The following is a 21,435-nucleotide window of genomic DNA, read 5'->3' as shown; positions in this document are numbered from 1 at the left end:
ATTACTCTGCTAACAAAGCGTTAGTTAACGGGATGACCATGAAATACGACCTGATCATTATTGGTAGCGGCTCCGTTGGATCGGCCGCAGGTTATTACGCCACGCAGGCAGGCCTGAAGGTGCTGATGATTGATGCCCACCTTCCCCCGCATTCAGAAGGTAGCCATCATGGCGATACCCGCCTTATCCGCCATGCCTACGGCGAAGGCGAGCGCTATGTGCCGCTGGTTCTGCGTGCCCAGACGCTGTGGGACGAACTGGCGAAGCAGACGGAAGAGCGCATTTTTGAGCGCACCGGCGTCGTGAACCTGGGCCCGGCCCACTCTGCGTTTCTCGCCTCGGTGGAACAGAGCGCGAAAGCTTTTCACCTTGAGGTTGAGCGTCTGGATGCGCAGGGCGTGATGAGCCGCTGGCCGGAAATCACCGTGCCGGAGGACTATATCGGGCTTTATGAAGCGCACTCCGGCGTCCTGCATTGTGAAACCGCCATCAAGACCTGGATCGACCTGGCCGCAAAAGCAGGCTGTGGGCAACTGTTTAACTGCCCGGTAACCGGTATTACCCATCATGCTGATGGCGTGACCGTGACGACGCCTGAAGGCGACTACGACGGCGCGCGCCTGCTTGTCAGCGCAGGGACGTGGGTGACCAAACTGCTGCCGGACCTGCCCATTCAGCCGGTGCGTAAAGTCTTCTCATGGTTCCAGTCCGACGGCCGCTACAGCAGCCAGAATAAATTCCCGGCGTTTACCGGCGAATTGCCTAACGGCGACCAGTTCTACGGCTTCCCTTCTGAAAAGGACGCGCTGAAAATCGGCAAGCATAACGGCGGGCAGACCATCGCCTCACCGGATGAGCGCAAACCTTTTGGCGCTTACCCGCAGGATGGTTCAGAAGCCTTTATGTTCCTGCGCAATATTCTGCCGGGTGTCGGTGGCTTGCTTTACGGCGCAGCCTGCACTTACGACAACACGCCGGATGAAGATTTCATCATCGATCGCCTGCCGGGCCATGACAATACCTTGCTCATCACCGGCCTGAGCGGGCATGGCTTTAAGTTTGCCTCTGTTCTCGGTGAAATTGCTGCCCAGTTTGCCCAGGGTATTACGCCGCAGTTTGATCTCACTCCCTTCTCGCTCGCCCGTTTTGACCGATAATATCCCGCAGGCTCCGGATGTCCGGGGCCTGTGACTTTGCTTACTCGCGGGGAATGATGCGCAGGATCGTTAGCTATCTTATTAATAATATCCGTGAGCATTTCATGCTCTATATCCTGCTGTGGTCGCTGCTGGCGCTGATCGATTTTATTTATGTGATGTTTTACTGAATGCGCGGGCTTACAAATATTGACATTACTTTAGGTTAATTGAGTTAATCCATCTCCCTCCAATATTCTCCATAAAATATTGAACGAAGCTACTGAAATACATTCAAAGAAGACATTCAAATTACCTGAAATAAATTAAATAAATATCATTATCTCATTTTTTAAGTTGCATAATCTTTTCCAGCCGTTCATTTTTATTGTTCAAATTATTCAGAATGGTAATTTTCATGCAATTGCGTAACTCTCCCCATCGCTACGGAATGATATCCATGCTTTTACACTGGATATTCGCTCTGGCGGTGTATGCCATGTTCGGGCTGGGTCTCTGGATGGTCACGTTAAGCTATTATGACGGCTGGTATCACCAGGCGCCTGAATTGCATAAAAGCATTGGCGTACTGCTGATGATGGGATTGGTGGTACGGATTATCTGGCGACATATCTCCCCGCCACCACCGGCACCCGACAGCCACAGCAAATTCACACGACTGAGCGCAACCGCCGCGCACATTACGCTCTACGCGCTGCTGCTGGCCATTTTGATTAGCGGCTATTTAATTTCCACAGCAGATGGCAAACCCATCAGCGTGTTTGGCCTGTTTGACGTTCCGGCTACCCTGGCCGATGCGGGTTCACAGGCAGATATCGCGGGCATTATTCATCTATGGCTGGCGTGGAGCGTGGTTATTCTGTCCGTCCTGCATGGGCTTGCTGCCCTTAAACACCATTTCATCGATAAAGACGACACGCTTAAGCGCATGCTTGGCCGATCGTCAGTTGACTCTGGAGCATAAAATGAAAAAACGCCTGCTGGGTATCGCATTAGGTTCCCTGTTATTCACCACGGGTTCCGCCGTGGCCGCTGATTACAAAATTGATAAAGAAGGCCAGCACGCCTTCGTCAATTTCCGCATTCAGCACCTGGGTTATAGCTGGCTGTACGGCAGCTTTAATGATTTCGACGGTACCTTTACCTTTGACGAGAAAAACCCGGCCTCTGATAAAGTGAACGTGACCATTAATACCAACAGCGTCGATACCAACCACGCGGAACGTGATAAACATCTGCGCAGCGCGGAGTTTTTGAACGTCTCGAAATTCCCGCAGGCAACATTCGCGTCGACTGAAGTGAAAAAGGATGGCGACAAGCTGGATATTACCGGCAACCTTACTCTCAATGGCGTGACCAAACCGGTCACCCTTGATGCGAAATTAATCGGCCAGGGTGACGATCCCTGGGGTGGTAAACGCGCTGGTTTTGAAGCAACCGGTAAAATTCGTTTGAAAGATTTTAATATCACGACGGATTTAGGCCCGGCGTCTCAGGACGTGGACCTGATTATTTCTGTGGAAGGCGTTCAGCAGAAGTCGTAATAATGACGCCCGGCAGGCTCTCGCTATGCCGGGCGTGACGGTTATTCGGGGTCAGGAATGCCCAGTTTGGTATTTAAACGACCGCGGGATTTGTTAAAAATCTTATTGCCATTTTCACGACCCGCGCGCAGCCGACGCTGTTCCTCTTCAGGTAGCACGCTCTCTTCACTGCACACCTCGCTGCAACAGCCGTTAAACTTCTCGGCACAGGCCGGACACTGAATAAACAGCAGATGGCAGCCATCGTTTTTGCAGTTGGTGTGGGTATCGCACGGCGCACCGCACTGATGACATTGCGCGATGACATCCTCGGAGATACGCTCGCCCATGCGCTCATCAAACACGAAGTTTTTTCCGATAAAGCGTACCGGCAGCCCCTGCTCGCGGGCGCGGCGGGCATACTCGATGATGCCGCCCTCAATGTGCCAGACCTTATTAAAACCGTTGTGTTTCATCCACGCGCTGGCTTTTTCACAGCGGATCCCGCCGGTGCAGTACATCACGATTTTTTTATCTTTATGTTCCTGCATCATCTCAACGGCTTTCGGCAGCTGCTCGCGGAACGTGTCGGCCGGGATCTCCATCGCGTTCTCAAAATGCCCCACTTCGTATTCGTAGTGGTTACGCATATCGATGAACACCGCATCCGGGTCGTCCAGCATCGCATTCACTTCAGCCGCTTTGAGATAGTCGCCCACATCGCTGGCGTTGAAGCTCGGATCGTCGATCCCGTCAGCCACGATGCGTTCGCGCACCTTCATGCGCAGTACCCAGAAGGATTTACCGTCATCGTCGAGGGCAATGTTCAGGCGCAGCCCGTTGAGCGCTGGATCAAAGCCGTAAAGCAGCTCGCGAAAGACGCTCACGTTGCTTTCCGGCACGCTAATCTGGGCATTGATCCCTTCACGCGCCAGGTAGACGCGGCCGAAAACGTTCAGCGCCGTGAAGGCCTGGTAAAGGGCGTCACGGGTCGCTTGCGGATCGACGATGGTGAAGTATTTATAGAATGAGATGGTGGTACGCGGTTCGGTCTCGGCCAACATACGCGCTTTCAACATCTCATTCGACACGCGGTTGTGTAACACTGGCATGGTGTACAAGTCCTGCAATCGTTAGAGAAATAAAATTCGGTCGGCATGATATAGCAAACAATAACAATTTACATCCATACAATTTACGCTACATTTCTCCCTGTCTGATTAATCAGGCTTAACATTTGCTGCATTCGTGCGCGTTTCGATGACAGATATTTTGGCTATGCCTCAAAAAATGAGACAATGGCCACTCAGGACGTTAGAACACAGGACAGACATGACCCAGTTACCCAAATTTACTGCCGCCCTCCTACACCCCCGTTATTGGTTAACCTGGCTAGGCATTGGCTTGTTGTGGCTTATCGTACAACTTCCTTATCCTGTCATTTTCCGTTTGGGGAAAGGGCTGGGGCATCTCGCCCGGCATCTGATGAAACGCCGCGCGCGGATCGCCTGGCGCAACCTGGAACTGTGTTTCCCGCAGATGAGCGAAGCCGAACGTCATGAGATGGTCGTGAAGAATTTCGAATCCGTCGGCATGGGCCTGATGGAGACGGGCATGGCGTGGTTCTGGTCCGATAAACGCATGGCGCGCTGGACGGAAGTGGCCGGCACCGGCATGGAGCCGGTTCATACCCTTCAGGCTAATCAGACCGGCGTGCTGCTGATCGGCATCCATTTCCTGACGCTCGAGATTGGCGCGCGGATGTTTGGCATGCAGGCCCCGGGCATTGGCGTATACCGTCCGAATGATAACCCGGTGATTGATCTACTGCAGACCTGGGGCCGCATGCGTTCCAATAAAAGCATGATTGACCGAAAAGATCTCAAGGGCATGATCCGCGCCTTAAAAGCAGGCGAAGTGATCTGGTATGCCCCCGATCACGACTACGGTCGTCAAGCCAGCGTGTTCGTACCCTTTTTCGCCGTTGAGCAGGCTGCAACCACCAGTGGTACCTGGATGCTGGCGCGAATGTCGAAAGCGGCAATTGTTCCGTTTGTGCCCCGCCGCAAGCCGGACGGTTCAGGCTATCAGTTGATTATGCTGGAGCCAGAAATGGCTCCCCCACTGGACGACGCGGAAACCACCGCTCGCTGGATGAACGGCGTGGTCGAGAAGTGCATCATGCTCGCCCCGGAGCAGTACATGTGGCTGCATCGCCGCTTTAAAACGCGCCCCGAAGGCGTACCTTCTCGCTATTAATGCTGATGCGGCCAGCCTCTGGCCGCACCTGTTTTAGCTTTAAACGCTCCCCGACATTGCGACAACCCTAACCCAGGCGCATAATTAGCAGGCTTATTACCCTACTGCTCACGGTGCGCTGCACCTCATCATGCGGAACGTTATGTCACCCTCAGATGCCCCCATAAACTGGAAACGTAACCTCGCGGTTGCCTGGTTTGGCTGTTTTCTTACCGGTGCGGCCTTTAGCCTCGTGATGCCCTTCCTCCCCCTTTACGTTGAACAGCTGGGGGTGACGGGCCACAGCGAGCTCAATATGTGGTCCGGGCTGGTATTCAGTATTACCTTTCTGTTTTCCGCCATTGCGTCGCCGTTCTGGGGCGGTCTTGCCGACCGTAAGGGGCGAAAGATCATGCTGCTGCGCTCCGCGCTTGGGATGGCGATCATTATGCTGCTGATGGGGGTGGCGCAGAACGTCTGGCAGTTCCTGATATTGCGCGCCTTGCTTGGCCTGCTGGGCGGCTTTGTCCCGAATGCCAATGCGTTGATTGCCACACAGATCCCCCGCCATAAAAGCGGCTGGGCGTTAGGTACGCTGTCGACCGGCGGCGTGAGCGGCGCACTGCTGGGGCCGCTTGCGGGCGGCCTGCTGGCGGACACCTACGGCCTGCGTCCGGTATTCTTTATTACCGCCAGCGTCCTGTTCCTCTGCTTTATCGTTACGCTTGCCTGTATTCGCGAAAACTTCACCCCCGTGCCCAAAAAAGAGATGCTCCACGCCCGGGATGTGCTGGGGTCGTTAAAAAACCCCAGGCTGGTATTAAGTCTGTTCGTCACCACCATGATTATCCAGGTGGCAACCGGGTCGATCGCCCCCATCCTCACGCTCTACGTACGTGAACTTGCCGGTAATGTCAGTAATATCGCGTTTATCAGCGGGCTTATCGCCTCGGTACCTGGTGTGGCAGCGCTTCTGAGCGCGCCGCGGCTTGGCAAGCTGGGCGATCGGGTTGGGCCGGAGAAGATCCTGATCTGCGCCCTGGTGATTTCTGTCCTGCTACTGATCCCGATGTCGATGGTACAGTCCCCGTGGCAGCTGGGCGTACTGCGCTTTTTACTGGGCGCGGCGGATGGCGCATTGCTTCCTGCGGTACAAACCCTGCTGGTCTATAACTCCACCAACCAAATTTCCGGGCGGATATTCAGCTATAACCAGTCATTTCGCGATATCGGCAACGTCACCGGGCCGCTTGTCGGCGCGGGGGTCTCTGCCACTTTCGGATTCCGTACCGTCTTTATCGTGACGGCATGCGTCGTGCTGTTTAACGCCGTGTACTCGTGGTTCAGCCTGTCACGGGCGTTACGCACACCCGCGAATAAGTCAGAAGCGTGACGGCTTATTTACGCATTCATACTTGCAAAATCTCATATTCAGCTATTCTTTCCCTGAATACCTTATCGAAAAACAGGGAGACACCGATGACCATGTACGCCACGCTGGAAGAAGCTATTGATGCCGCTCGCGAAGAGTTCCTCGCCGATAAACCCGGCCTTGAGGAAGAAGATGCTGACGTGCAACAGCTCAACATTCAAAAATATGTGCTGCAGGATGGCGATATTATGTGGCAGGCCGAGTTCTTTGCCGATGATGGCCAGGACGGAGAATGTTTGCCGGTGTTGAGTGGTGAAGGTGCACAGGCTGTCTTTGACGGCGACTACGATGAAATCGAACTGCGTCAGGAGTGGCTTGAAGAGAATACGCTGCACGAATGGGATGAAGGTGAGTTTCAGCTCGAACCGCCGCTGGATACCGAAGAGGGCCAGGCCGCAGCGGATGAGTGGGACGAGCGTTAATTAACGCTTATTCGTATGGGCCGTGGCTGGCGTCAATGGGCAGCAGCAGCGTGTCGAAGATCAGCGAGAACGGCAGATCGAGCACCGTAAGGTAACGCCACGCTGAGTCGCGAACATCCCACTGGACGCCGGGGTAGTACTGATTCCCGTGGCCCTGCCCGGGAATGGTACGGCTGATGATGCTGCCGCAGCCGCTGAGCAGCATCGCCATGACCACCACTGCGATTATTTTCATGCCTTACCTCATAAAAAATACCGGCGATTAAGCCGGTATTTTATTTAGTGGGTGACGCTTCGCTTACCCGCCCTACGTTTATGTGTAGGCCCGTGCAAGCGTCGCGCCGCCGGGCAAAGAAGCGTTACTTCGCCTTCAGTGCCAGCGGATTCAGTTTCAGCTCATTATAGTGGCTCACCCACGACGAGTATCTCTCCGGCGCAGACCAGACGCGGTAGTGCAGGCGCGCCATTGTTACCGGATCGCTCAGCAGTACCAGACGACGGTCGCGGTTGAGTTTCTCCGGCGTCTCGTTCAGCGCCTGCTCAACGTGACGATCGCGGGCAATCTCCAGCACATGGCTGGCACGATGACGCGCAGTAGCCATTGCGGTGGCCAGGGCGTTAAACGACGGGTTAAACACCGCGTGCATAAAGCCATCTGCCAGCGAGCGGCTGCGGTTCAGCTCGAGATAACGGTCGGTATCCACCAGCACCTGCGGCGGGGAATACTCTTCTGGGATCAGGAACAGCTTCCAGCGTTTAGTGCGCAGGCCAACCGTTGAGCGGCTGGAGATAACCGACACAAACGGCGACAGGATCAGGGAGAAGACAATCGGGGCCAGCCAGAACAGGAAACGCAGATCCAGCCACGCCATCCCGGCCGCCCACACCAGCCCCAGCAGCAGCTGCGAACCGTGACGCATAAAGGCTTCGCTCCACGGCGTGGAGTCATCGTCACGCTGCGGCGAGTTCCAGACCACTTCCCAGCCCAGGAACGCGCTCACCACAAACACGGTGTGGAAGAGCATACGTACCGGTGCCAGCAGGACGGAGAACAGCACTTCCAGCAGCAGCGACAGCGTCACGCGACAGAAACCACCGTACTCTTTAGAGCCTTTACACCAGATCAGCACAATACTGAGCAGTTTTGGCAGGAACAGCAGCACCATGGTCGACGCAAACAGCGCAATCGCCAGTTCCGGACGCCACTGCGGCCACACCGGGAACAGCTGGCGCGGTTGCAGGAAGTATTGCGGTTCCGTCAGCGCGTGGACAACCTGCAGCGCCGTCGACAGCGCCAGAAACATAAACCACAGCGGTGCAGACAGATAAGACATCACGCCCGTCAGGAAGACCGCACGGTGAACCGGGTGCATCCCTTTCACCAGGAACAGGCGGAAGTTCATCAGGTTACCGTGACACCAGCGGCGGTCACGCTTCAGTTCATCCAGCAGGTTCGGCGGCAATTCTTCGTAGGAGCCTGGCAGATCGTAGGCGATCCAGACGCCCCACCCTGCACGGCGCATCAGCGCGGCTTCAACAAAGTCATGCGACAGGATAGAGCCTGCGAAGGAGCCTTCGCCCGGCAGCGGCGCAAGCGCACAGTGCTCGATAAACGGCTTCACGCGGATAATGGCGTTGTGACCCCAGTAGTGGGATTCACCCAGCTGCCAGAAGTGCAGACCCGCGGTAAACAGCGGCCCGTAAACGCGCGTCGCAAACTGCTGGCAGCGTGCGTACAGCGTGTCCATCCCGGACGCTTTTGGCGAGGACTGAATAATCCCGGCATTCGGGTTAGCTTCCATCAGGCGAACCAGGCCGCTCAGACAGTCGCCGCTCATCACCGAGTCAGCATCCAGAACCACCATGTAGCTGTACTGGTTGCCCCAGCGACGGCAGAAGTCATCGATGTTACCGCTTTTACGCTTCACGCGACGACGACGACGGCGATAGAAGATCTGCCCTTCGCCCTGCACTTCCGCAATCAGCTCCATCCAGGCTTTTTGCTCTGCCACGCAGATATCGGGATTGTAGCTGTCGCTAAGAATGTAGACGTCGAAATGCGCCGCGTTACCGGTCGCCTTAACGGACTCCCAGGTGGCGCGAAGACCCGCGAATACGCGGTCAACGTCCTCGTTACAGATAGGCATAATCAACGCGGTACGATGCTCGGGATTCAGGGGTTCATCCCCGACCGTCGACGCGGAAATGCTGTATTTGTCGCGGCCCATCAGCAGCTGCAGGAAGCCCATCAGCGCGGTCCAGAACCCGGCCGATACCCAGCAGAACAGCACGGCGAACAGCAGGAGGATGCCGCTCTGCAGAATATACGGCAGCAGCTGCATAAAGGAGACCCAGATATCCTGGCCTATCATGTCAGCAGGGTTAATCAGCGCCCAGCCCTGATAAGGCAGGATGGTCTTCATGTACCACGTCGCAACGACCGTCTGCGCCAGCGTCAGCAGCAGTAAGGTATAGCGACGCAGCGTACCCACGGTACGCCATTTCTGCTCAGAGGCCTGCTCTTCTTTGGTCAAACGGGACAGATAGCGCGGCGTAACTTCACGCCCGCGCAGGCGATCCCAGAAGCGGCCCACCGGGTTGGTGCGCCAGGGATCGGGGAACATTGAGGAACGCGTTGCTTTTGGCATTGCCTGAAGCTGGTCGCGCCCTTCATCGTCCTTAATCAGCTGCCCTTCTGCCAGCGAGTCCGGCCACGTACGCTCCAGACGCATTTTGACTGACCCGAGCGGTGAATCATCCTCACGGGTAAAGTGACGATGTTCACCATCCAGGGCGGCATGCACCGCCTGAATGTCGCTCCTGGGCAGTGCCGCTTTTTCAATATCCGTCAGCGGCATCGCATCAATATATTCAGTTGTATTATTCATTGGCAGGTAGCTGATAGCTCCAGGTTTCGCTCAGTGGCTGATCTTCACTGACCAGCGCAGCACGCATTTCAGTGGTCTGTTTCGGATCTTTCACTTTCACACGCAGGGTTAAACGCCACCCTTTGGTTACCGGGTTATAACGCACAGCATTTTCCACAATCTCACCGTTATCACCGATGCTGGCCTGGGCGGTCACTGCGGTATCCGGGGACAGTTTTTTCATGTCCTGGCCGGTGAAATCCACCACAAACGCGACGGTGCCGTCCGGCTGACGGATAAGGTTAGATTGCTTCACATCGCCCGTAGAGCGACGCGTCTGCATCACATACGCATTGTCCGGCGCGTGCAGTTTATCTTCGTCACGGCTGAAGGTAATCGCGTACTTGAAGTTCATCTCTTTACCGGCTTCCGGCAGCTGATCCGGCGTCCAGTAAGCGACGATGTTGTCGTTGGTTTCATCGTTGGTTGGAATTTCAACCAGCTCGACTTTGCCTTTGCCCCAGTCACCTTTCGGCGTTACCCAGGCGCTTGGGCGCAGGTCGTAACGGTCGTCCAGATCCTCAAAGCGAGAGAACTGACGGCCACGCTGCAGCAGACCGAAGCCCTGCGGGTTTTCCATAGCGAAACTGCTGACGGCCAGATGTTTCGGGTTGTTCAGCGGACGCCAGATCCATTCGCCGTTACCGGCATGGATGGAGAGACCGTTGGAGTCGTGCAGCTCAGGGCGGAAGTTGGTTGCCGGAGACGGCTGGTTAGGGCCGAACAGGAACATGCTGGTCAGCGGTGCCACGCCCAGCTTGCCTACTTTATCGCGCAGGTACACTTTGGACTGCACGTCAACAACCGTGTCACGGCCCGGCATGATCACGAAGCGATAAGCGCCGGTCGCACGAGGGGAGTCCAGCAGCGCATAAATCGTCAGACGTTTGTCCGTAGGTTTAGGACGTTCGATCCAGAACTCGCGAAAACGCGGGAACTCTTCACCGGATGGCAATGCCGTATCAATGGCCAGGCCACGCGCGGAAAGCCCGTACACCTGCCCTGCGCCAATCACGCGGAAGTAGCTGGCGCCCAGCATGCTGACGATTTCGTCGTTTTTATCTTTGCTGTTGATCGGGTAAAGCACCTTGAAGCCTGCGAAGCCGAGGTCTTTCACCGTGTCTTTGTCGTGCTGTACGTCGCCAAAATTGAAATAATCCGGGCTGTACTTGATTTTACGGACCGCGGTCGCCGTCACTTCATTGATGGCAACAGGGGTGTCGAAATACATACCCTGGTGATAAAACTCAAGCTTGAACGGGGTTTTAATGTTGTTCCAGTACGCTTTGTCATGGTTGAACTGGATCTGCTGATAGTCCGCGTATTTCATGTCGCGGAAAACGGAGGGCAAGTTACTTTTCGGCGCTTCGTAGCTCTTCCCCGCCATCGATTTTGCCTGTTTTGCGACGTCATCGATGTTAAAGGCCAGAGCCGATGAGGTATACAGTGATAACACCACTGCAGCACCCAACCAACGCATTTTCATCATTTGTTGTTTATGTTTCATAATAAGTAAGCACTTCCCCCTTTGTGTGCTTATATCGATCCGATCCATTTTAATGGAAACTCAGGCAATCCGACAACATTATCACTGCTTTGTTCAGCTCGCTGGCTCATGGATTAAGCAAATGAAAGAACCCGCTTTTCACTTTGCGTGCTTATCCTGGAGACAGGGTGTCGGTCTTGGTGTAGGGTTGGCTCCGAATGTAACCATTATGAGTCTTAGGGATAAGGCGAAAAGTCTGAGAATGCACAAAGTTATATGAGCACAACACCCGTACAACGCGAATATTTCCTCGACTCGATCCGGGCATGGTTGATGCTCTTAGGGATCCCGTTCCATATTTCACTGATTTACTCGAGCCACACCTGGCACGTTAACAGCCTTGCACCTTCCTGGTGGCTTACGCTGTTTAATGACTTTATTCACGCCTTCCGTATGCAGGTGTTTTTCGTCATCTCGGGCTACTTCTCCTACATGCTTTTCCTGCGCTATCCGCTTAAGCGCTGGTGGAAGGTGCGCGTGGAGCGCGTGGGCATCCCGATGTTAACCGCCATTCCCCTGCTTACGCTGCCGCAATTTATTATGCTGCAGTATGTCAACGGTAAGGCGGCAAACTGGCCTACGCTTTCGCTGTATGAGAAGTACAACACCCTGGTCTGGGAACTTGTTTCTCACCTCTGGTTCCTGCTGGTGCTGGTCGTGCTCACTACGGTGAGTCTGGTGATCTTTTCCCGGCTGCGCCGCCACGTCAGCGAAAAATCCGATGCGTTCTTTGCCAACATTACCCTCGGCAAACTGTCGCTGCTCTTTCTGGTGCTGGGCATAATCTATGCCGCCATCAGACGCACGTTGTTTATCGTCTACCCACCGATTCTGAGCGACGGGCTGTTTAATTTCGTCGTTATGCAAACGCTGTTCTACCTCCCCTTCTTCCTGATTGGGGCGCTGGCGTTTATCTATCCGCAGCTGAAATCGCTCTTCACGACCCCTTCTCCGTGGTGTGCGGCGGGCGCGGCGCTGGCGTTTGCAGCCTATCTGCTGAACCAACGCTACGGCAGCGGCGACGCGTGGATGTATGAAACCGAGAGCGTGATTACCACGCTCATGGGGCTGTGGATGGTGAACGTGGTATTCGCCCTGGGCCATCGCCTGCTGAATTTTAAATCCAGCCGCGTCACTTATTTCGTCAATGCGTCATTGTTTATTTATCTGGTGCATCACCCGTTAACGCTGTTCTTCGGGGCGTTTATCACCCCGCACATTGCCTCGAATACGGTGGGCTTCTTTACCGGGCTGGTCTTTGTGATAGGGATTGCGATTGTGCTGTACGAGATCCACCTGCGGATCCCGCTGTTGCGTTTCCTCTTCTCCGGCAAACCGCAGGTTAAAGCCTGATAGCAGAGCGGCGCCCATCTGGCGCCGCTTTTTTTATCCGATACCTAACTCCTGCTCGCGCTGGATCAGCATCTGCCCATACAGACGCGCCGTCTCTTCATCAAAACAGACAAAAATGACCTTCTCCGGCACAGGCTTGAGCGAGAGATAGTGGTAAACCGTGTTCACGGCTATCCTGGCGGCCTCGGCTTTCGGATAGCCGTACACGCCCGTACTGATGGCCGGAAACGCCATGGTGTTATAGCCATTATCAGCCGCGAGGCGCAGGCAGTTGCGGTAGGTCTCTTCCAGTATGCTGGCCTCGTTGCGGTCTCCACCGTGCCAGACAGGCCCCACGGCGTGGATGACGGCTTTGGCGTTCAAATCGCCCGCGAGCGTAATGACAGCATGCCCCGGCGGGCACTCGCCCTGCTGCTGGCGCACCACCTTACAGGCTTCAAGCAGCTGCGGTCCGGCAGCCCGATGGATGGCACCATCAACACCCCCGCCCCCCATTAACGATGGATTTGCCGCGTTGACGATCACGTCAACCCGTAGCGTGGTGATATCGCCCTGGACGATCTCTATTTGTGGTTTCATATTTCCCCCTGCTCTCCACCTTTCGGTTCAGTGTATAGCAGAGGGAATTCAATGAAAAAGGGATTTGAATGGCCCCCGGCCTGAGATGGGGGCAAGAAAGACTCAACGGTAGTCGAGTTCAACGACCGCTAATTTCTTCTCTGGATCCAGGTACTTCATGCTGACCTGCACCGTATTTGCAGACGTGTGATGTCCATCCAGGGCATCCTGATAACTGATGTGCGTTGTTTGCATCCGCCCGTTTTGAGGGCAGGTTAACGCAAATTTCTGATGTTGAGGGTTTACCACGCAAGGGTCTTCCACGATCTGCCCGCGGAAGTGGATCACGCCGCCCTGCGCCGTGGTGGCCGCCATCGCGGGAGTTAGCGCAGCGGTACAGATAAAAGCAATGCCAGAGATGAATCGGGAAATGGACGCAGCCATCGGTAGCTCCTCAATGATAAATCGTCCTTGAGGGGTTGATATGTTCCTTGGTACAGCCAAAACGTCACTCTGATCCCTTGCGGCCACGTAGCGCCGCTCTCATGATCATAGTAATAACTCCCGGGTGGCGCCATCTCACACAAATTATTGATTTGATGAATATTATGACGTCATCACTCAGAGGACGGCCAGCGTTGCGTTAAATGTAACGATTCGCCGTCGGAGACAGTCACTACAAGCGTTACCGAGTCGAGGGCGTGAATATTAACGCTCAGGCGTGAAAGATCTATCGGCTGATTGGCGGGAATATTTAAGGTATTTCGCTGCGTCGAGGTGCTGTTGCCCCCCAGTCCATGGCGGCTAAAATCAATATGTACCTGACAAAGACAGGCGTGCGTCAGGGTGACCTGCGGAATGATGGTGGTCATCTCGCCCTCTTGCGAGGTTTTGAAGGTAATTTGGCTGGAGAGCGCAGCAAGGAGGACTAAGGTATGCATGATGAACTCCCGAAAAAAAACAGGGCGCAGGCCCTGTTTTATGTCGAACTGAAGTTTGTCTTAATACTGATGCGCTGTCGCGTTGTTACCGAAGCCAACCTGCTGAACAGTCACAGTAGAGCCGGAAGCCGTTTGATCAACCGCCGCACCGTTACCACCACCAAACTGGCTCACGGTCATTGTGGAGTCTTTACCATTCCACTGATCGAGCGTTGCGCTGTTACCGAAACCGTTCTGGGTCAGGGTAATGGTGCTGTCATCGGAACCTTGTCCGACATCCGCGCCGTTACCGCCACCGCTCTGGCTGATGCTCAGGGAGGAATCCCGGGCGTCTGATTGCAGTGCAAGAGCTGAGTTACCGCCGCCGTACTGGTAAATGCTCAGGGTTGAATCAGGACCATTATTATTATGACCGCCACCATGACCCCAGCCGCCTTGATTAATAAGACCTGCCATAGCACTACCTGAAACGACGATTGCTGCAAGTGCTGCCACTTTGATAAATTTCATGGTAAACCCCCATCGGATTGATTAAAGTCGCCGCGAAACAGCTAGCGTTGAATAACGCGAATGGCCATTTGCGACTGTCTTTGCACTACAACTGCGGTTTTCTGCGTACCGTACTGCGTAATATTGGCTTTATTACCCGAGCCTTTCTGGATAATCATCGCCGTGTTACCAAATGCCCCTTGCGTAATACTCGCATCGTTCGAACTGCCACTCTGCGCGATATAGGCAAAGTTATAAGTCCCTGATTGATCAACTCTCGCTCGGTTTCCTGTCCCCTCCTGGGAGACAACAGACAGTAATTTAGAACCGCCCTGCCGAACCTGAGCGTCATTATTTACGCCCTGCTGACCAATAATGGCTGCCTGATTTAATGAGGAACGACTTAATTCATTCACCGCGAAGTTATATTCAGCATGTGCTAAATCTGAACCTGCCGCGGTGACAAACCCAGGCACTCCCAGTAATGTAAACATCATAAATAACGAGCTGTTTTTCATGTTGTCACCCTGGACCTGGCTATATATCAACAGTGATGTGACCTCGTGTTAACTCATTCATCATTTTGTTAACGCGTCGTTACGGTGATGAGTATGTCCGCCGAAACATTTTAAATATCTCACCCGCGCGGCTTATTTTTATTTAAGGCATCACCTCAAAGTATTAATTAAAGCCAAAAAGCGCTGCACTCAGATAACGTAAGCTTTAATTGCGCGTTTTCTTTCAGCCCTGCATACCGCTAGCAAAACAGCCACCGAGCCTTATCCGAGGCCTTTTTACCGCTTCGCTGAACACATTCCTGTTCACGTCGTGACACAAAGCGCGTTTTCTTAAGACGATTCCCATGGATTTTTATGGCGTAGATTTTTTTGGTGACTCATACCTTTACAGAAGAGAGAGGGAAAAAATATATCGTATTAAAATCATCGGTATACATTTATTTGTATGATTTTTAAAAACTGTCCACAATTATTTATCTGTACAACTTTCCTATCAAATCCCCGCAATTCCTCGCTTCGATTTTCACAAATTAATATTGATTTTTACATCTTGTTACACCATTAACACTTGCTTTAAAATTCGTAATAGCTAGATTGAAATCAGAAGTAAGCAATTCGTTTTATATTTACCTCCTGCTGGAGGTTATGGTCTGATTCTACACACAGCAGTGCAACATCTGTCAGTACTTCTGGTGCCCTCTTTTAATTAAGAGGGCAGCTGCCAGGTGTCCTAAAAAGTGGGGTTTCATCATGTTTAATGAAGTCCATAGTTTACAGGGTCATACATTACTGTTGATCACCAAGCCTTCTTTACAAGCGACTGCTTTATTACAGCATTTAAAGCAATCGCTTGCACTGAACGGTAAACTGCACAATATTCAACGCTCTTTTGATGATATTGCCTCAGGCAGCATTATTCTTCTCGATATGATGGAAGCAGATAAAAAGCTTATCCATTACTGGCAAGATAACTTAAGCAGGAAAAACAATAATATCCGCGTGCTGTTATTGAATACCCCTGATGAGTATCCGTTCAGAGACATTGAAAGCTGGCCGCATATCAATGGCGTTTTTTACGTCACTGAAGAGGAAGGCCGTGTCGTTGAAGGGCTGCAGGGGATATTGCGCGGTGAATGTTATTTTTCGCAGAAGCTTGCCAGCTATCTCATCACCCATTCCGGAAACTATCGCTACAACAGTTCAGAATCTGCCCTTCTTACTCACCGTGAGAAAGAGATCCTCAACAAGTTGCGCATAGGCGCCTCCAATATTGAAATCGCCCGTTCGTTATTTATCAGCGAAAATACGGTAAAGACGCATCTTTATAATCTTTTCAAGAAGATAGCCGTTAAAAACCGGACCCAGGCGGTGTCATGGGCAAACGATAACCTCAGGCGTTAATAATATGAAACGCACGTTGAGTTGGATTGCCGCAGCGGGCATTCTGCTCGCTGCCGGGAACCTCCAGGCCGTAGAGGTTGAAGTTCCCGGGCTGTTAACTGACCACACCGTCTCGTCCGTCGGGCACAATTTTTACCGTGCTTTTAGCGATAAATGGGACACGTCGTATCCTGGAAATATCACGATTAACGAACGGCCCAGTGCGCGATGGGGAAGCTGGATAACCATAACGGCCAATCAGGACGTTATTTACCAGACATTTTTATTTCCCACCAGAATAGACTTCGATAAAAACGTTGACTTAGCACTGGCACAAACTGAAGACGCTATTAATCGCCTGCAAATAGATAAAGCGCTATTAAGCACCCGCGATTTAGCAAAAGACGAATTCTAGTCACCCACTATTCGGAGGCTGTCATGCGTATTGCATATGCAGTGGTTTCGTTAATGCTTATTACACCTGTAAGCTGGGCCGGGAATATGACGTTCCAGTTTCGTAACCCTAACTTTGGTGGCAACCCTAACAACGGGGCGTTTCTGCTCAACGAAGCTCAGGCTCAAAACTCGTACAAAGACCCCAGCTATGAGGACTACAGCGTTGATACGCCCTCCGCGCTGGACAACTTCACCCAGGCGATTCAATCACAGATTTTAGGCGGCTTACTCACCAATATTAATACCGGTAAACCCGGGCGAATGGTGACGAATGACTTTATTGTCGATATTGCCAATAAAGACGGACAGCTTCAGCTCAACGTGACGGATCGTAAAACGGGGAAAACATCCACCATCCAGGTGTCCGGTTTACAAAATAACGCCGCTGATTTCTAAACAACCACGAAATAAGGACAACGACCATGCAGCGCTTCCTGTTAATTGTTGCAGTGTGCTTATTAAGCGGATGTTTAACTGCTCCGCCAAAAGAAGGTGCAAAACCGACATTAATGCCTCGGGCCCAGAGCTATCGTGATTTAACGCATCTCCCGTCGCCTACCGGAAAGATATTCGTCTCGGTTTACAATATTCAGGATGAAACGGGACAGTTTAAGCCTTATCCGGCCAGTAACTTCTCTACGGCTGTGCCGCAAAGCGCCACCGCGATGCTGGTCACCGCTCTGAAGGATTCACGCTGGTTTATTCCGCTGGAACGTCAGGGGCTACAGAACCTGCTGAACGAGCGTAAAATCATTCGTGCCGCGCAGGAAAATGGCACCGTGGCGAATAACAACCGTATGCCGCTGCAATCGCTGGCGGCGGCCAACGTCATGATCGAAGGCTCGATAATCGGTTATGAAACCAACGTTAAATCCGGCGGCGTGGGTGCGCGCTATTTTGGTATTGGGGCAGATACCCAGTATCAACTTGATCAAATAGCGGTGAACCTGCGCGTGGTCAACGTCAGTACCGGGGAGGTGCTGTCGTCGGTCACCACCAGCAAAACCATCCTCTCGTATGAGGTGCAGGCTGGGGTGTTCCGCTTCATCGACTACCAGCGCTTGCTTGAGGGTGAAATTGGCTATACCTCTAACGAACCGGTGATGATGTGTCTGATGTCCGCCATCGAAACGGGGGTCATCTTCCTGATTAACGACGGGATCGACCGCGGACTGTGGGATCTGCAGAACAAGGCCGAAGCGAAAAACCCGGTTCTGGTAAAATACCGCGAAATGTCCGTTCCGCCGGAATCCTGATCCGACGCGCATAAAAAAGGCGAGAACGTTATCTCGCCTTTTTTTTATTCACTGAGTGCCGTGGCGTTTTGCGTTCGCTCCCGCCGGGCAGCCAGCCAGAGGCCGCTGTTTTTCATCGCATAACCAAACAGTAAGCCCAGCACCAGCGATGGCACCACCAGCTGCCAGTCACCCTGCCCTGCAAAGGTTGCGCAGGCGCCCATAAAGGTACCCGGGACAAACGACAGCAGAAGATGTTTCGCCTGAACGCACATCAAAAAGGCCACCACGCCCGTCATGACATACCCCAGAATCTCGAGGTGCGGTGCCAGCGCGCTGCCCTTCATGATCACCATCGCCCAGACAACACCGCTCATCAACGTACAGCCTGAGATAAACAGCCCTTTCAGGCCGCCCTGAGGGCAGGCGAAATAGGCAGTGCAGCCCAGGAAACCGGCCCAGCTCAGCAAACCAAGAGACACGGCCACCCATCCCCACAGCCCGGAGAGAATGCCTGTTGTAAGTGCAATGCAGAGTAATATGTTCATGGCGCGCATATTAGCAGAAGCGCGCCATGAAAATGCGATCATGAGCACATTATGTGCAAGCTGAAATGTATCGTTGCAGAACTTATGTGATTCAGATCACTCTTCGTTCTCTTCTTCCAGTTCATCCCACATCGCGGCAATAGCGTCACGGGTCAGCGGGGCCAGTGTTCGCCAGAACGGAGACGTCGCGTGCGCTTCCACTTTACCGAGGAAGGTGCCACACCACGGCAGCAGGTATTCTTCAAACAGGGTCTGGATGGCGTCATTTTCATCGTCACCCGCATGATCTTCAATCCAGGAGGCCGCCAGCAGCAGCGTCCCGATGTGGTCGGCCGGGGTATCCGTCAGCGGCATACCGCGCTCGGATAAAAAGGCGCGCACTTCCGCTTCCGTTGCGCCTTCCTGCCACGCAGAGCGATACGGCGAAACGCGACACTCGTCGCCCACAAACAGGGCATTGTAGTCGGTTGAAATCTGCTGCATATCGCAGCTTTTCTGCAGCCGCTCCAGTAACGCATCCTGTTCCAGCGGCCAGTTCTGCGCCAGCTTCCCTTCACGAATCAGCGTGAAGAGCGGAACCAGCAGCGGATCCTGCGGCTGACGATAATAGAGCGTACCCAGCACGCGGCAGAGGATGGAAAACTCATTCATTTTTTTATTCCGTTACGTAATTAAAGGTCGACAAATTCATCGATCGGCGCCATTCCGCGCGATTCCAGAAAATCAAGCATGCGGCGCGGGGTGACGTTCAGGATCCGCTCCTCCGGGAACCCAACGTCATTCAGCACCTTCAGGCACTCGCTGAAATCGCCGAGGGTAAACGCCGTGTGTGAATCGGATCCCAGGGCTACCATGCCGCCAGCATCCCGTACCGCCGCAGCAATGTTGCGGCAGTTAGCTTCACTTCCCTTGCGGGAGTGAACGAAAGAGGAGTTGTTTATCTCCAGCGCCACGCGGTGTTTCGCCGCAGCCTGCGCAACCGCCTCGATATCAACAGGGTACTTCGGGTTTCCCGGATGGCTGATGATATGCACATTGCCGCTGGCAATGGTGGCAATCATCGCCGCGGTGTTGGTCTCTTTGTCCTGCGGCGCAAAAACCGGCTCATGGAAGCCGGCAATAATTAAATCCAGCGAGGTCAGCATCGGGCCGGTGCAGTCAATTTCACCGTCAGTATTCTTAATGTTCGCTTCGATGCCGCGCAGTATCCCGACGCCGTCTACCAGGCGTGGCCAAATACGCATATTCACAAAGTGCCAGTAGTGCGGTGCATCAGCCATATCAGGACCGTGATCGGTAATGGCAAACAGCTTGATGCCTTTACGCTTTGCTTGCGCGATGTAGTCATGAAGGGTGCTGTAGGCGTGAGTGCTGGCGACGGTGTGCATATGCAGGTCAACGGGATACATCTTTCTCTCCTCGGCTATTTTTTCAAAGGATAGCAGTTATCAGCGGCGAATATTAGCAAAAACCCGGCTAACGCCGGGTTACTGTCAGTATCCACGCTGTCTGTCGACCTGCCCGGTGACGGTTTTTCCTTTTTCAATCTCGCTGATGGTGTGAGAAATGTACGCCACGGCTTCGGCAGGCCGCGTGACCGCCGCGATGTGCGGCGTCATCGCCACCCGCGGGTGCGCCCACAGCGGGCTTTCTTCTGGCAACGGTTCACGGCTGTAGACATCGAGCATTGCACCTTTCAGCTTACCGCTGTCCAGAGCTTTAATCAGATCGGCTTCCACAAGGTGAACGCCACGCGCGAGGTTCATGACGTAGCTCTGGTCTGCCAGCTGGTTCAGCAGTTCGCCGTTGATGATGCCCACGGTTTCAGCAGTATTTGGCAACAGGTTTATCAACACGCGGGTGTCTTTCAGGAACGTTGGCAGCTCCTGTGTTCCTGCAAAGCTGACAACGCCCGGATAATCCTTGCGGCTGCGGCTCCAGCAGCGCAGCGGGAACCCCCACGGGGCAAGGGCTTCGGCCACTTTCGATCCCAGTACGCCGGCCCCGAGAAGACCAATCGTGAAGGTCTCGCGGGGGTACTCAGGCAGCGGCTCCCAGCGGGCCTGCTGTTTCAACGCCTGATAGTCATCAAAACGGCGGAACCAGTGCAGCACCTGGCTCACTGCATACTCCTGCATTTGCTGACCCATGCCGGTGTCTTCCAGGCGGAACAGCGGAACATGTTCCGGCAGCATTTCCGGGTGGGCTTTCAGTTTACTGAGGATCGAATCCACGCCAGCGCCCAGGGCAAATACGGCTTTCAGCTCGCGGCCCTGCAGCATTTCTACCGGCGGGTGCCAGACCAGCGCATAGTCAGCATGGTCGTTATCGCCGCGTTTCCACTCACGTACCCGTGCGCCCGGCAGCGCCGCTGAAAGTGCTTTAATCCAGTAAGCCGTATCAAAAGTGGGGTGATAGAAAATAATATCCATAGTCATTCCTGCCTTTTATTGCGCTGTTTTATTTTCATTTTCAACTGGATTGCCAGCATAACAAATTTCATCGTCATCCGCGTTGCTGATAAAAAAGACGGTTTCCGTGCATTTAGGAATCAGGTTGCCTGAAGTTTGTCTAAACGCACGACATTACTGAAAAAGTGAGTTGACGGCAGTTCGGCTTTTCCTTACATTAGCGCCCGTCCCGACAACAACGGGATGACAATATGGTGAGGTGTCCGAGTGGCTGAAGGAGCACGCCTGGAAAGTGTGTATA

General features: G+C 53.6%; 25 protein-coding genes. 12 read left to right on the top strand and 13 right to left on the bottom strand.

Going from position 1 to position 21,435, the window contains the following annotated elements:
* Positions 1-38: 38 nt before the first annotated feature.
* The 4 genes from solA to QLG21_RS20580 all read left to right on the top strand — a co-directional run bounded on the left by solA (position 39) and on the right by QLG21_RS20580 (position 2,701).
* Positions 39-1,157 carry an N-methyl-L-tryptophan oxidase gene (gene solA, locus QLG21_RS20595; RefSeq protein ID WP_282485119.1) on the top strand — a complete coding sequence of 373 codons (1,119 nt, stop codon included), beginning with the start codon at positions 39-41 and terminating at the stop codon, positions 1,155-1,157.
* Positions 1,158-1,213: 56 nt separating this feature from the next.
* Positions 1,214-1,327, top strand: a complete 114-nt coding sequence (locus QLG21_RS20590; protein ID WP_042320499.1) for a YceO family protein — start codon at positions 1,214-1,216, stop codon at positions 1,325-1,327.
* 227 nt (positions 1,328-1,554) lie between these two features.
* Positions 1,555-2,121, top strand: a complete 567-nt coding sequence (locus QLG21_RS20585; protein ID WP_042319521.1) for a cytochrome b — start codon at positions 1,555-1,557, stop codon at positions 2,119-2,121.
* Between the two features lies 1 nt (position 2,122).
* Complete coding sequence (locus QLG21_RS20580) at positions 2,123-2,701, top strand: YceI family protein (protein WP_006174645.1); 579 nt, start codon at positions 2,123-2,125, stop codon at positions 2,699-2,701.
* A gap of 41 nt (positions 2,702-2,742) precedes the next feature.
* On the opposite strand, the gene QLG21_RS20575 is transcribed toward QLG21_RS20580, so the two are convergent.
* Positions 2,743-3,792 (bottom strand): rhodanese-related sulfurtransferase, encoded by a 1,050-nt coding sequence (locus QLG21_RS20575; protein WP_282485118.1) that lies wholly within the window; start codon positions 3,790-3,792, stop codon positions 2,743-2,745.
* Between the two features lie 220 nt (positions 3,793-4,012).
* On the opposite strand from QLG21_RS20575, the gene QLG21_RS20570 reads away from it, so the two are divergent.
* The 3 genes from QLG21_RS20570 to QLG21_RS20560 all read left to right on the top strand — a co-directional run bounded on the left by QLG21_RS20570 (position 4,013) and on the right by QLG21_RS20560 (position 6,772).
* Complete coding sequence (locus tag QLG21_RS20570; RefSeq protein WP_042319518.1) at positions 4,013-4,939, top strand: Kdo(2)-lipid IV(A) acyltransferase; 927 nt, start codon at positions 4,013-4,015, stop codon at positions 4,937-4,939.
* A 142-nt stretch (positions 4,940-5,081) separates the two neighbouring features.
* The gene (mdtG, locus tag QLG21_RS20565; RefSeq protein ID WP_101737918.1) at positions 5,082-6,311 is read left to right on the top strand and encodes a multidrug efflux MFS transporter MdtG; all 1,230 of its coding nucleotides are present in this window, start codon (positions 5,082-5,084) and stop codon (positions 6,309-6,311) included.
* Between the two features lie 86 nt (positions 6,312-6,397).
* Positions 6,398-6,772, top strand: coding sequence for a MysB family protein (locus tag QLG21_RS20560; RefSeq protein WP_006174641.1), 375 nt, complete (start codon positions 6,398-6,400; stop codon positions 6,770-6,772).
* 7 nt (positions 6,773-6,779) lie between these two features.
* On the opposite strand, the gene QLG21_RS20555 is transcribed toward QLG21_RS20560, so the two are convergent.
* The 3 genes from QLG21_RS20555 to mdoG form a co-directional block, all read right to left on the bottom strand.
* Positions 6,780-7,007: a YceK/YidQ family lipoprotein gene (locus QLG21_RS20555; RefSeq protein WP_006174640.1), complete on the bottom strand. Its 228-nt coding sequence runs from the start codon at positions 7,005-7,007 to the stop codon at positions 6,780-6,782.
* Positions 7,008-7,131: 124 nt separating this feature from the next.
* On the bottom strand, positions 7,132-9,660 hold the full coding sequence (gene mdoH / locus QLG21_RS20550; RefSeq protein ID WP_058609164.1) for a glucans biosynthesis glucosyltransferase MdoH: 2,529 nt from the start codon (positions 9,658-9,660) through the stop codon (positions 7,132-7,134).
* Positions 9,653-11,188 carry a glucans biosynthesis protein MdoG gene (mdoG, locus tag QLG21_RS20545; protein ID WP_167519807.1) on the bottom strand — a complete coding sequence of 512 codons (1,536 nt, stop codon included), beginning with the start codon at positions 11,186-11,188 and terminating at the stop codon, positions 9,653-9,655. The genes mdoH and mdoG overlap by 8 nt, the downstream gene beginning before the upstream one ends.
* A 273-nt stretch (positions 11,189-11,461) precedes the next feature.
* Here mdoG and mdoC point away from each other — a divergent pair, with 273 nt between their 5' ends.
* On the top strand, positions 11,462-12,598 hold the full coding sequence (gene mdoC / locus QLG21_RS20540) for a glucans biosynthesis protein MdoC (RefSeq protein ID WP_088207519.1): 1,137 nt from the start codon (positions 11,462-11,464) through the stop codon (positions 12,596-12,598).
* A gap of 33 nt (positions 12,599-12,631) precedes the next feature.
* Here mdoC and ymdB read toward each other — a convergent pair whose 3' ends face one another.
* From ymdB to csgB, 5 genes are all read right to left on the bottom strand, one after another.
* Positions 12,632-13,177: an O-acetyl-ADP-ribose deacetylase gene (gene ymdB / locus QLG21_RS20535; RefSeq protein ID WP_137903813.1), complete on the bottom strand. Its 546-nt coding sequence runs from the start codon at positions 13,175-13,177 to the stop codon at positions 12,632-12,634.
* A 102-nt stretch (positions 13,178-13,279) separates the two neighbouring features.
* Positions 13,280-13,600: a hypothetical protein gene (locus tag QLG21_RS20530; RefSeq protein WP_006174634.1), complete on the bottom strand. Its 321-nt coding sequence runs from the start codon at positions 13,598-13,600 to the stop codon at positions 13,280-13,282.
* Positions 13,601-13,773: 173 nt separating this feature from the next.
* The gene (csgC, locus tag QLG21_RS20525; protein ID WP_058609166.1) at positions 13,774-14,097 is read right to left on the bottom strand and encodes a curli assembly chaperone CsgC; all 324 of its coding nucleotides are present in this window, start codon (positions 14,095-14,097) and stop codon (positions 13,774-13,776) included.
* A gap of 60 nt (positions 14,098-14,157) precedes the next feature.
* On the bottom strand, positions 14,158-14,607 hold the full coding sequence (gene csgA / locus QLG21_RS20520) for a curli major subunit CsgA (RefSeq protein WP_006174632.1): 450 nt from the start codon (positions 14,605-14,607) through the stop codon (positions 14,158-14,160).
* Positions 14,608-14,648: 41 nt separating this feature from the next.
* Positions 14,649-15,104 (bottom strand): curli minor subunit CsgB, encoded by a 456-nt coding sequence (gene csgB, locus QLG21_RS20515; RefSeq protein WP_006174631.1) that lies wholly within the window; start codon positions 15,102-15,104, stop codon positions 14,649-14,651.
* Between the two features lie 750 nt (positions 15,105-15,854).
* Here csgB and csgD point away from each other — a divergent pair.
* Genes csgD through csgG form a run of 4 tightly spaced genes read left to right on the top strand, consistent with a single transcriptional unit; the run spans position 15,855 to position 18,196 of the window.
* On the top strand, positions 15,855-16,505 hold the full coding sequence (gene csgD / locus QLG21_RS20510; RefSeq protein ID WP_006174629.1) for a biofilm master transcriptional regulator CsgD: 651 nt from the start codon (positions 15,855-15,857) through the stop codon (positions 16,503-16,505).
* A gap of 4 nt (positions 16,506-16,509) precedes the next feature.
* Positions 16,510-16,899: a curli production assembly/transport protein CsgE gene (csgE, locus tag QLG21_RS20505; protein WP_137903814.1), complete on the top strand. Its 390-nt coding sequence runs from the start codon at positions 16,510-16,512 to the stop codon at positions 16,897-16,899.
* A gap of 23 nt (positions 16,900-16,922) precedes the next feature.
* The gene (csgF, locus tag QLG21_RS20500; protein ID WP_042319506.1) at positions 16,923-17,336 is read left to right on the top strand and encodes a curli production assembly/transport protein CsgF; all 414 of its coding nucleotides are present in this window, start codon (positions 16,923-16,925) and stop codon (positions 17,334-17,336) included.
* Positions 17,337-17,362: 26 nt separating this feature from the next.
* Entirely contained in the window at positions 17,363-18,196 is an 834-nt protein-coding gene (gene csgG / locus QLG21_RS20495) for a curli production assembly/transport protein CsgG (RefSeq protein WP_282485117.1), read from the top strand.
* 44 nt (positions 18,197-18,240) lie between these two features.
* On the opposite strand, the gene QLG21_RS20490 is transcribed toward csgG, so the two are convergent.
* The 4 genes from QLG21_RS20490 to ghrA form a co-directional block, all read right to left on the bottom strand.
* A complete protein-coding gene (locus QLG21_RS20490; protein WP_072208775.1) occupies positions 18,241-18,723 on the bottom strand; it encodes a DUF1097 domain-containing protein in 483 nt (160 codons plus the stop codon).
* Positions 18,724-18,819: 96 nt separating this feature from the next.
* Complete coding sequence (locus QLG21_RS20485) at positions 18,820-19,374, bottom strand: molecular chaperone (protein WP_137903817.1); 555 nt, start codon at positions 19,372-19,374, stop codon at positions 18,820-18,822.
* 20 nt (positions 19,375-19,394) lie between these two features.
* On the bottom strand, positions 19,395-20,132 hold the full coding sequence (locus tag QLG21_RS20480; protein ID WP_006174623.1) for a phosphatase: 738 nt from the start codon (positions 20,130-20,132) through the stop codon (positions 19,395-19,397).
* Positions 20,133-20,216: 84 nt separating this feature from the next.
* Positions 20,217-21,155 carry a glyoxylate/hydroxypyruvate reductase GhrA gene (gene ghrA, locus QLG21_RS20475; protein WP_282485116.1) on the bottom strand — a complete coding sequence of 313 codons (939 nt, stop codon included), beginning with the start codon at positions 21,153-21,155 and terminating at the stop codon, positions 20,217-20,219.
* Positions 21,156-21,435: the final 280 nt, after the last annotated feature.

This window comes from Enterobacter sp. V87_3 (assembly GCF_029967835.1).
GTDB classification, from domain to species: domain Bacteria; phylum Pseudomonadota; class Gammaproteobacteria; order Enterobacterales; family Enterobacteriaceae; genus Enterobacter; species Enterobacter cancerogenus.
This window is presented reverse-complemented; position numbering and strand designations above follow the sequence as displayed.

Excerpts from the sequence above, each read along its gene's own strand:
- solA (WP_282485119.1), top strand. The coding sequence starts at position 39 with ATGAAATACGACCTGATCATTATTGGTAGCGGCTCCGTTGGATCGGCC.
- QLG21_RS20590 (WP_042320499.1), top strand. The coding sequence starts at position 1,214 with ATGCGCAGGATCGTTAGCTATCTTATTAATAATATCCGTGAGCATTTC.
- QLG21_RS20585 (WP_042319521.1), top strand. The coding sequence starts at position 1,555 with ATGCAATTGCGTAACTCTCCCCATCGCTACGGAATGATATCCATGCTT.
- QLG21_RS20580 (WP_006174645.1), top strand. The coding sequence starts at position 2,123 with ATGAAAAAACGCCTGCTGGGTATCGCATTAGGTTCCCTGTTATTCACC.
- QLG21_RS20575 (WP_282485118.1), bottom strand. The coding sequence starts at position 3,792 with ATGCCAGTGTTACACAACCGCGTGTCGAATGAGATGTTGAAAGCGCGT.
- QLG21_RS20570 (WP_042319518.1), top strand. The coding sequence starts at position 4,013 with ATGACCCAGTTACCCAAATTTACTGCCGCCCTCCTACACCCCCGTTAT.
- mdtG (WP_101737918.1), top strand. The coding sequence starts at position 5,082 with ATGTCACCCTCAGATGCCCCCATAAACTGGAAACGTAACCTCGCGGTT.
- QLG21_RS20560 (WP_006174641.1), top strand. The coding sequence starts at position 6,398 with ATGACCATGTACGCCACGCTGGAAGAAGCTATTGATGCCGCTCGCGAA.
- QLG21_RS20555 (WP_006174640.1), bottom strand. The coding sequence starts at position 7,007 with ATGAAAATAATCGCAGTGGTGGTCATGGCGATGCTGCTCAGCGGCTGC.
- mdoH (WP_058609164.1), bottom strand. The coding sequence starts at position 9,660 with ATGAATAATACAACTGAATATATTGATGCGATGCCGCTGACGGATATT.
- mdoG (WP_167519807.1), bottom strand. The coding sequence starts at position 11,188 with ATGATGAAAATGCGTTGGTTGGGTGCTGCAGTGGTGTTATCACTGTAT.
- mdoC (WP_088207519.1), top strand. The coding sequence starts at position 11,462 with ATGAGCACAACACCCGTACAACGCGAATATTTCCTCGACTCGATCCGG.
- ymdB (WP_137903813.1), bottom strand. The coding sequence starts at position 13,177 with ATGAAACCACAAATAGAGATCGTCCAGGGCGATATCACCACGCTACGG.
- QLG21_RS20530 (WP_006174634.1), bottom strand. The coding sequence starts at position 13,600 with ATGGCTGCGTCCATTTCCCGATTCATCTCTGGCATTGCTTTTATCTGT.
- csgC (WP_058609166.1), bottom strand. The coding sequence starts at position 14,097 with ATGCATACCTTAGTCCTCCTTGCTGCGCTCTCCAGCCAAATTACCTTC.
- csgA (WP_006174632.1), bottom strand. The coding sequence starts at position 14,607 with ATGAAATTTATCAAAGTGGCAGCACTTGCAGCAATCGTCGTTTCAGGT.
- csgB (WP_006174631.1), bottom strand. The coding sequence starts at position 15,104 with ATGAAAAACAGCTCGTTATTTATGATGTTTACATTACTGGGAGTGCCT.
- csgD (WP_006174629.1), top strand. The coding sequence starts at position 15,855 with ATGTTTAATGAAGTCCATAGTTTACAGGGTCATACATTACTGTTGATC.
- csgE (WP_137903814.1), top strand. The coding sequence starts at position 16,510 with ATGAAACGCACGTTGAGTTGGATTGCCGCAGCGGGCATTCTGCTCGCT.
- csgF (WP_042319506.1), top strand. The coding sequence starts at position 16,923 with ATGCGTATTGCATATGCAGTGGTTTCGTTAATGCTTATTACACCTGTA.
- csgG (WP_282485117.1), top strand. The coding sequence starts at position 17,363 with ATGCAGCGCTTCCTGTTAATTGTTGCAGTGTGCTTATTAAGCGGATGT.
- QLG21_RS20490 (WP_072208775.1), bottom strand. The coding sequence starts at position 18,723 with ATGAACATATTACTCTGCATTGCACTTACAACAGGCATTCTCTCCGGG.
- QLG21_RS20485 (WP_137903817.1), bottom strand. The coding sequence starts at position 19,374 with ATGAATGAGTTTTCCATCCTCTGCCGCGTGCTGGGTACGCTCTATTAT.
- QLG21_RS20480 (WP_006174623.1), bottom strand. The coding sequence starts at position 20,132 with ATGTATCCCGTTGACCTGCATATGCACACCGTCGCCAGCACTCACGCC.
- ghrA (WP_282485116.1), bottom strand. The coding sequence starts at position 21,155 with ATGGATATTATTTTCTATCACCCCACTTTTGATACGGCTTACTGGATT.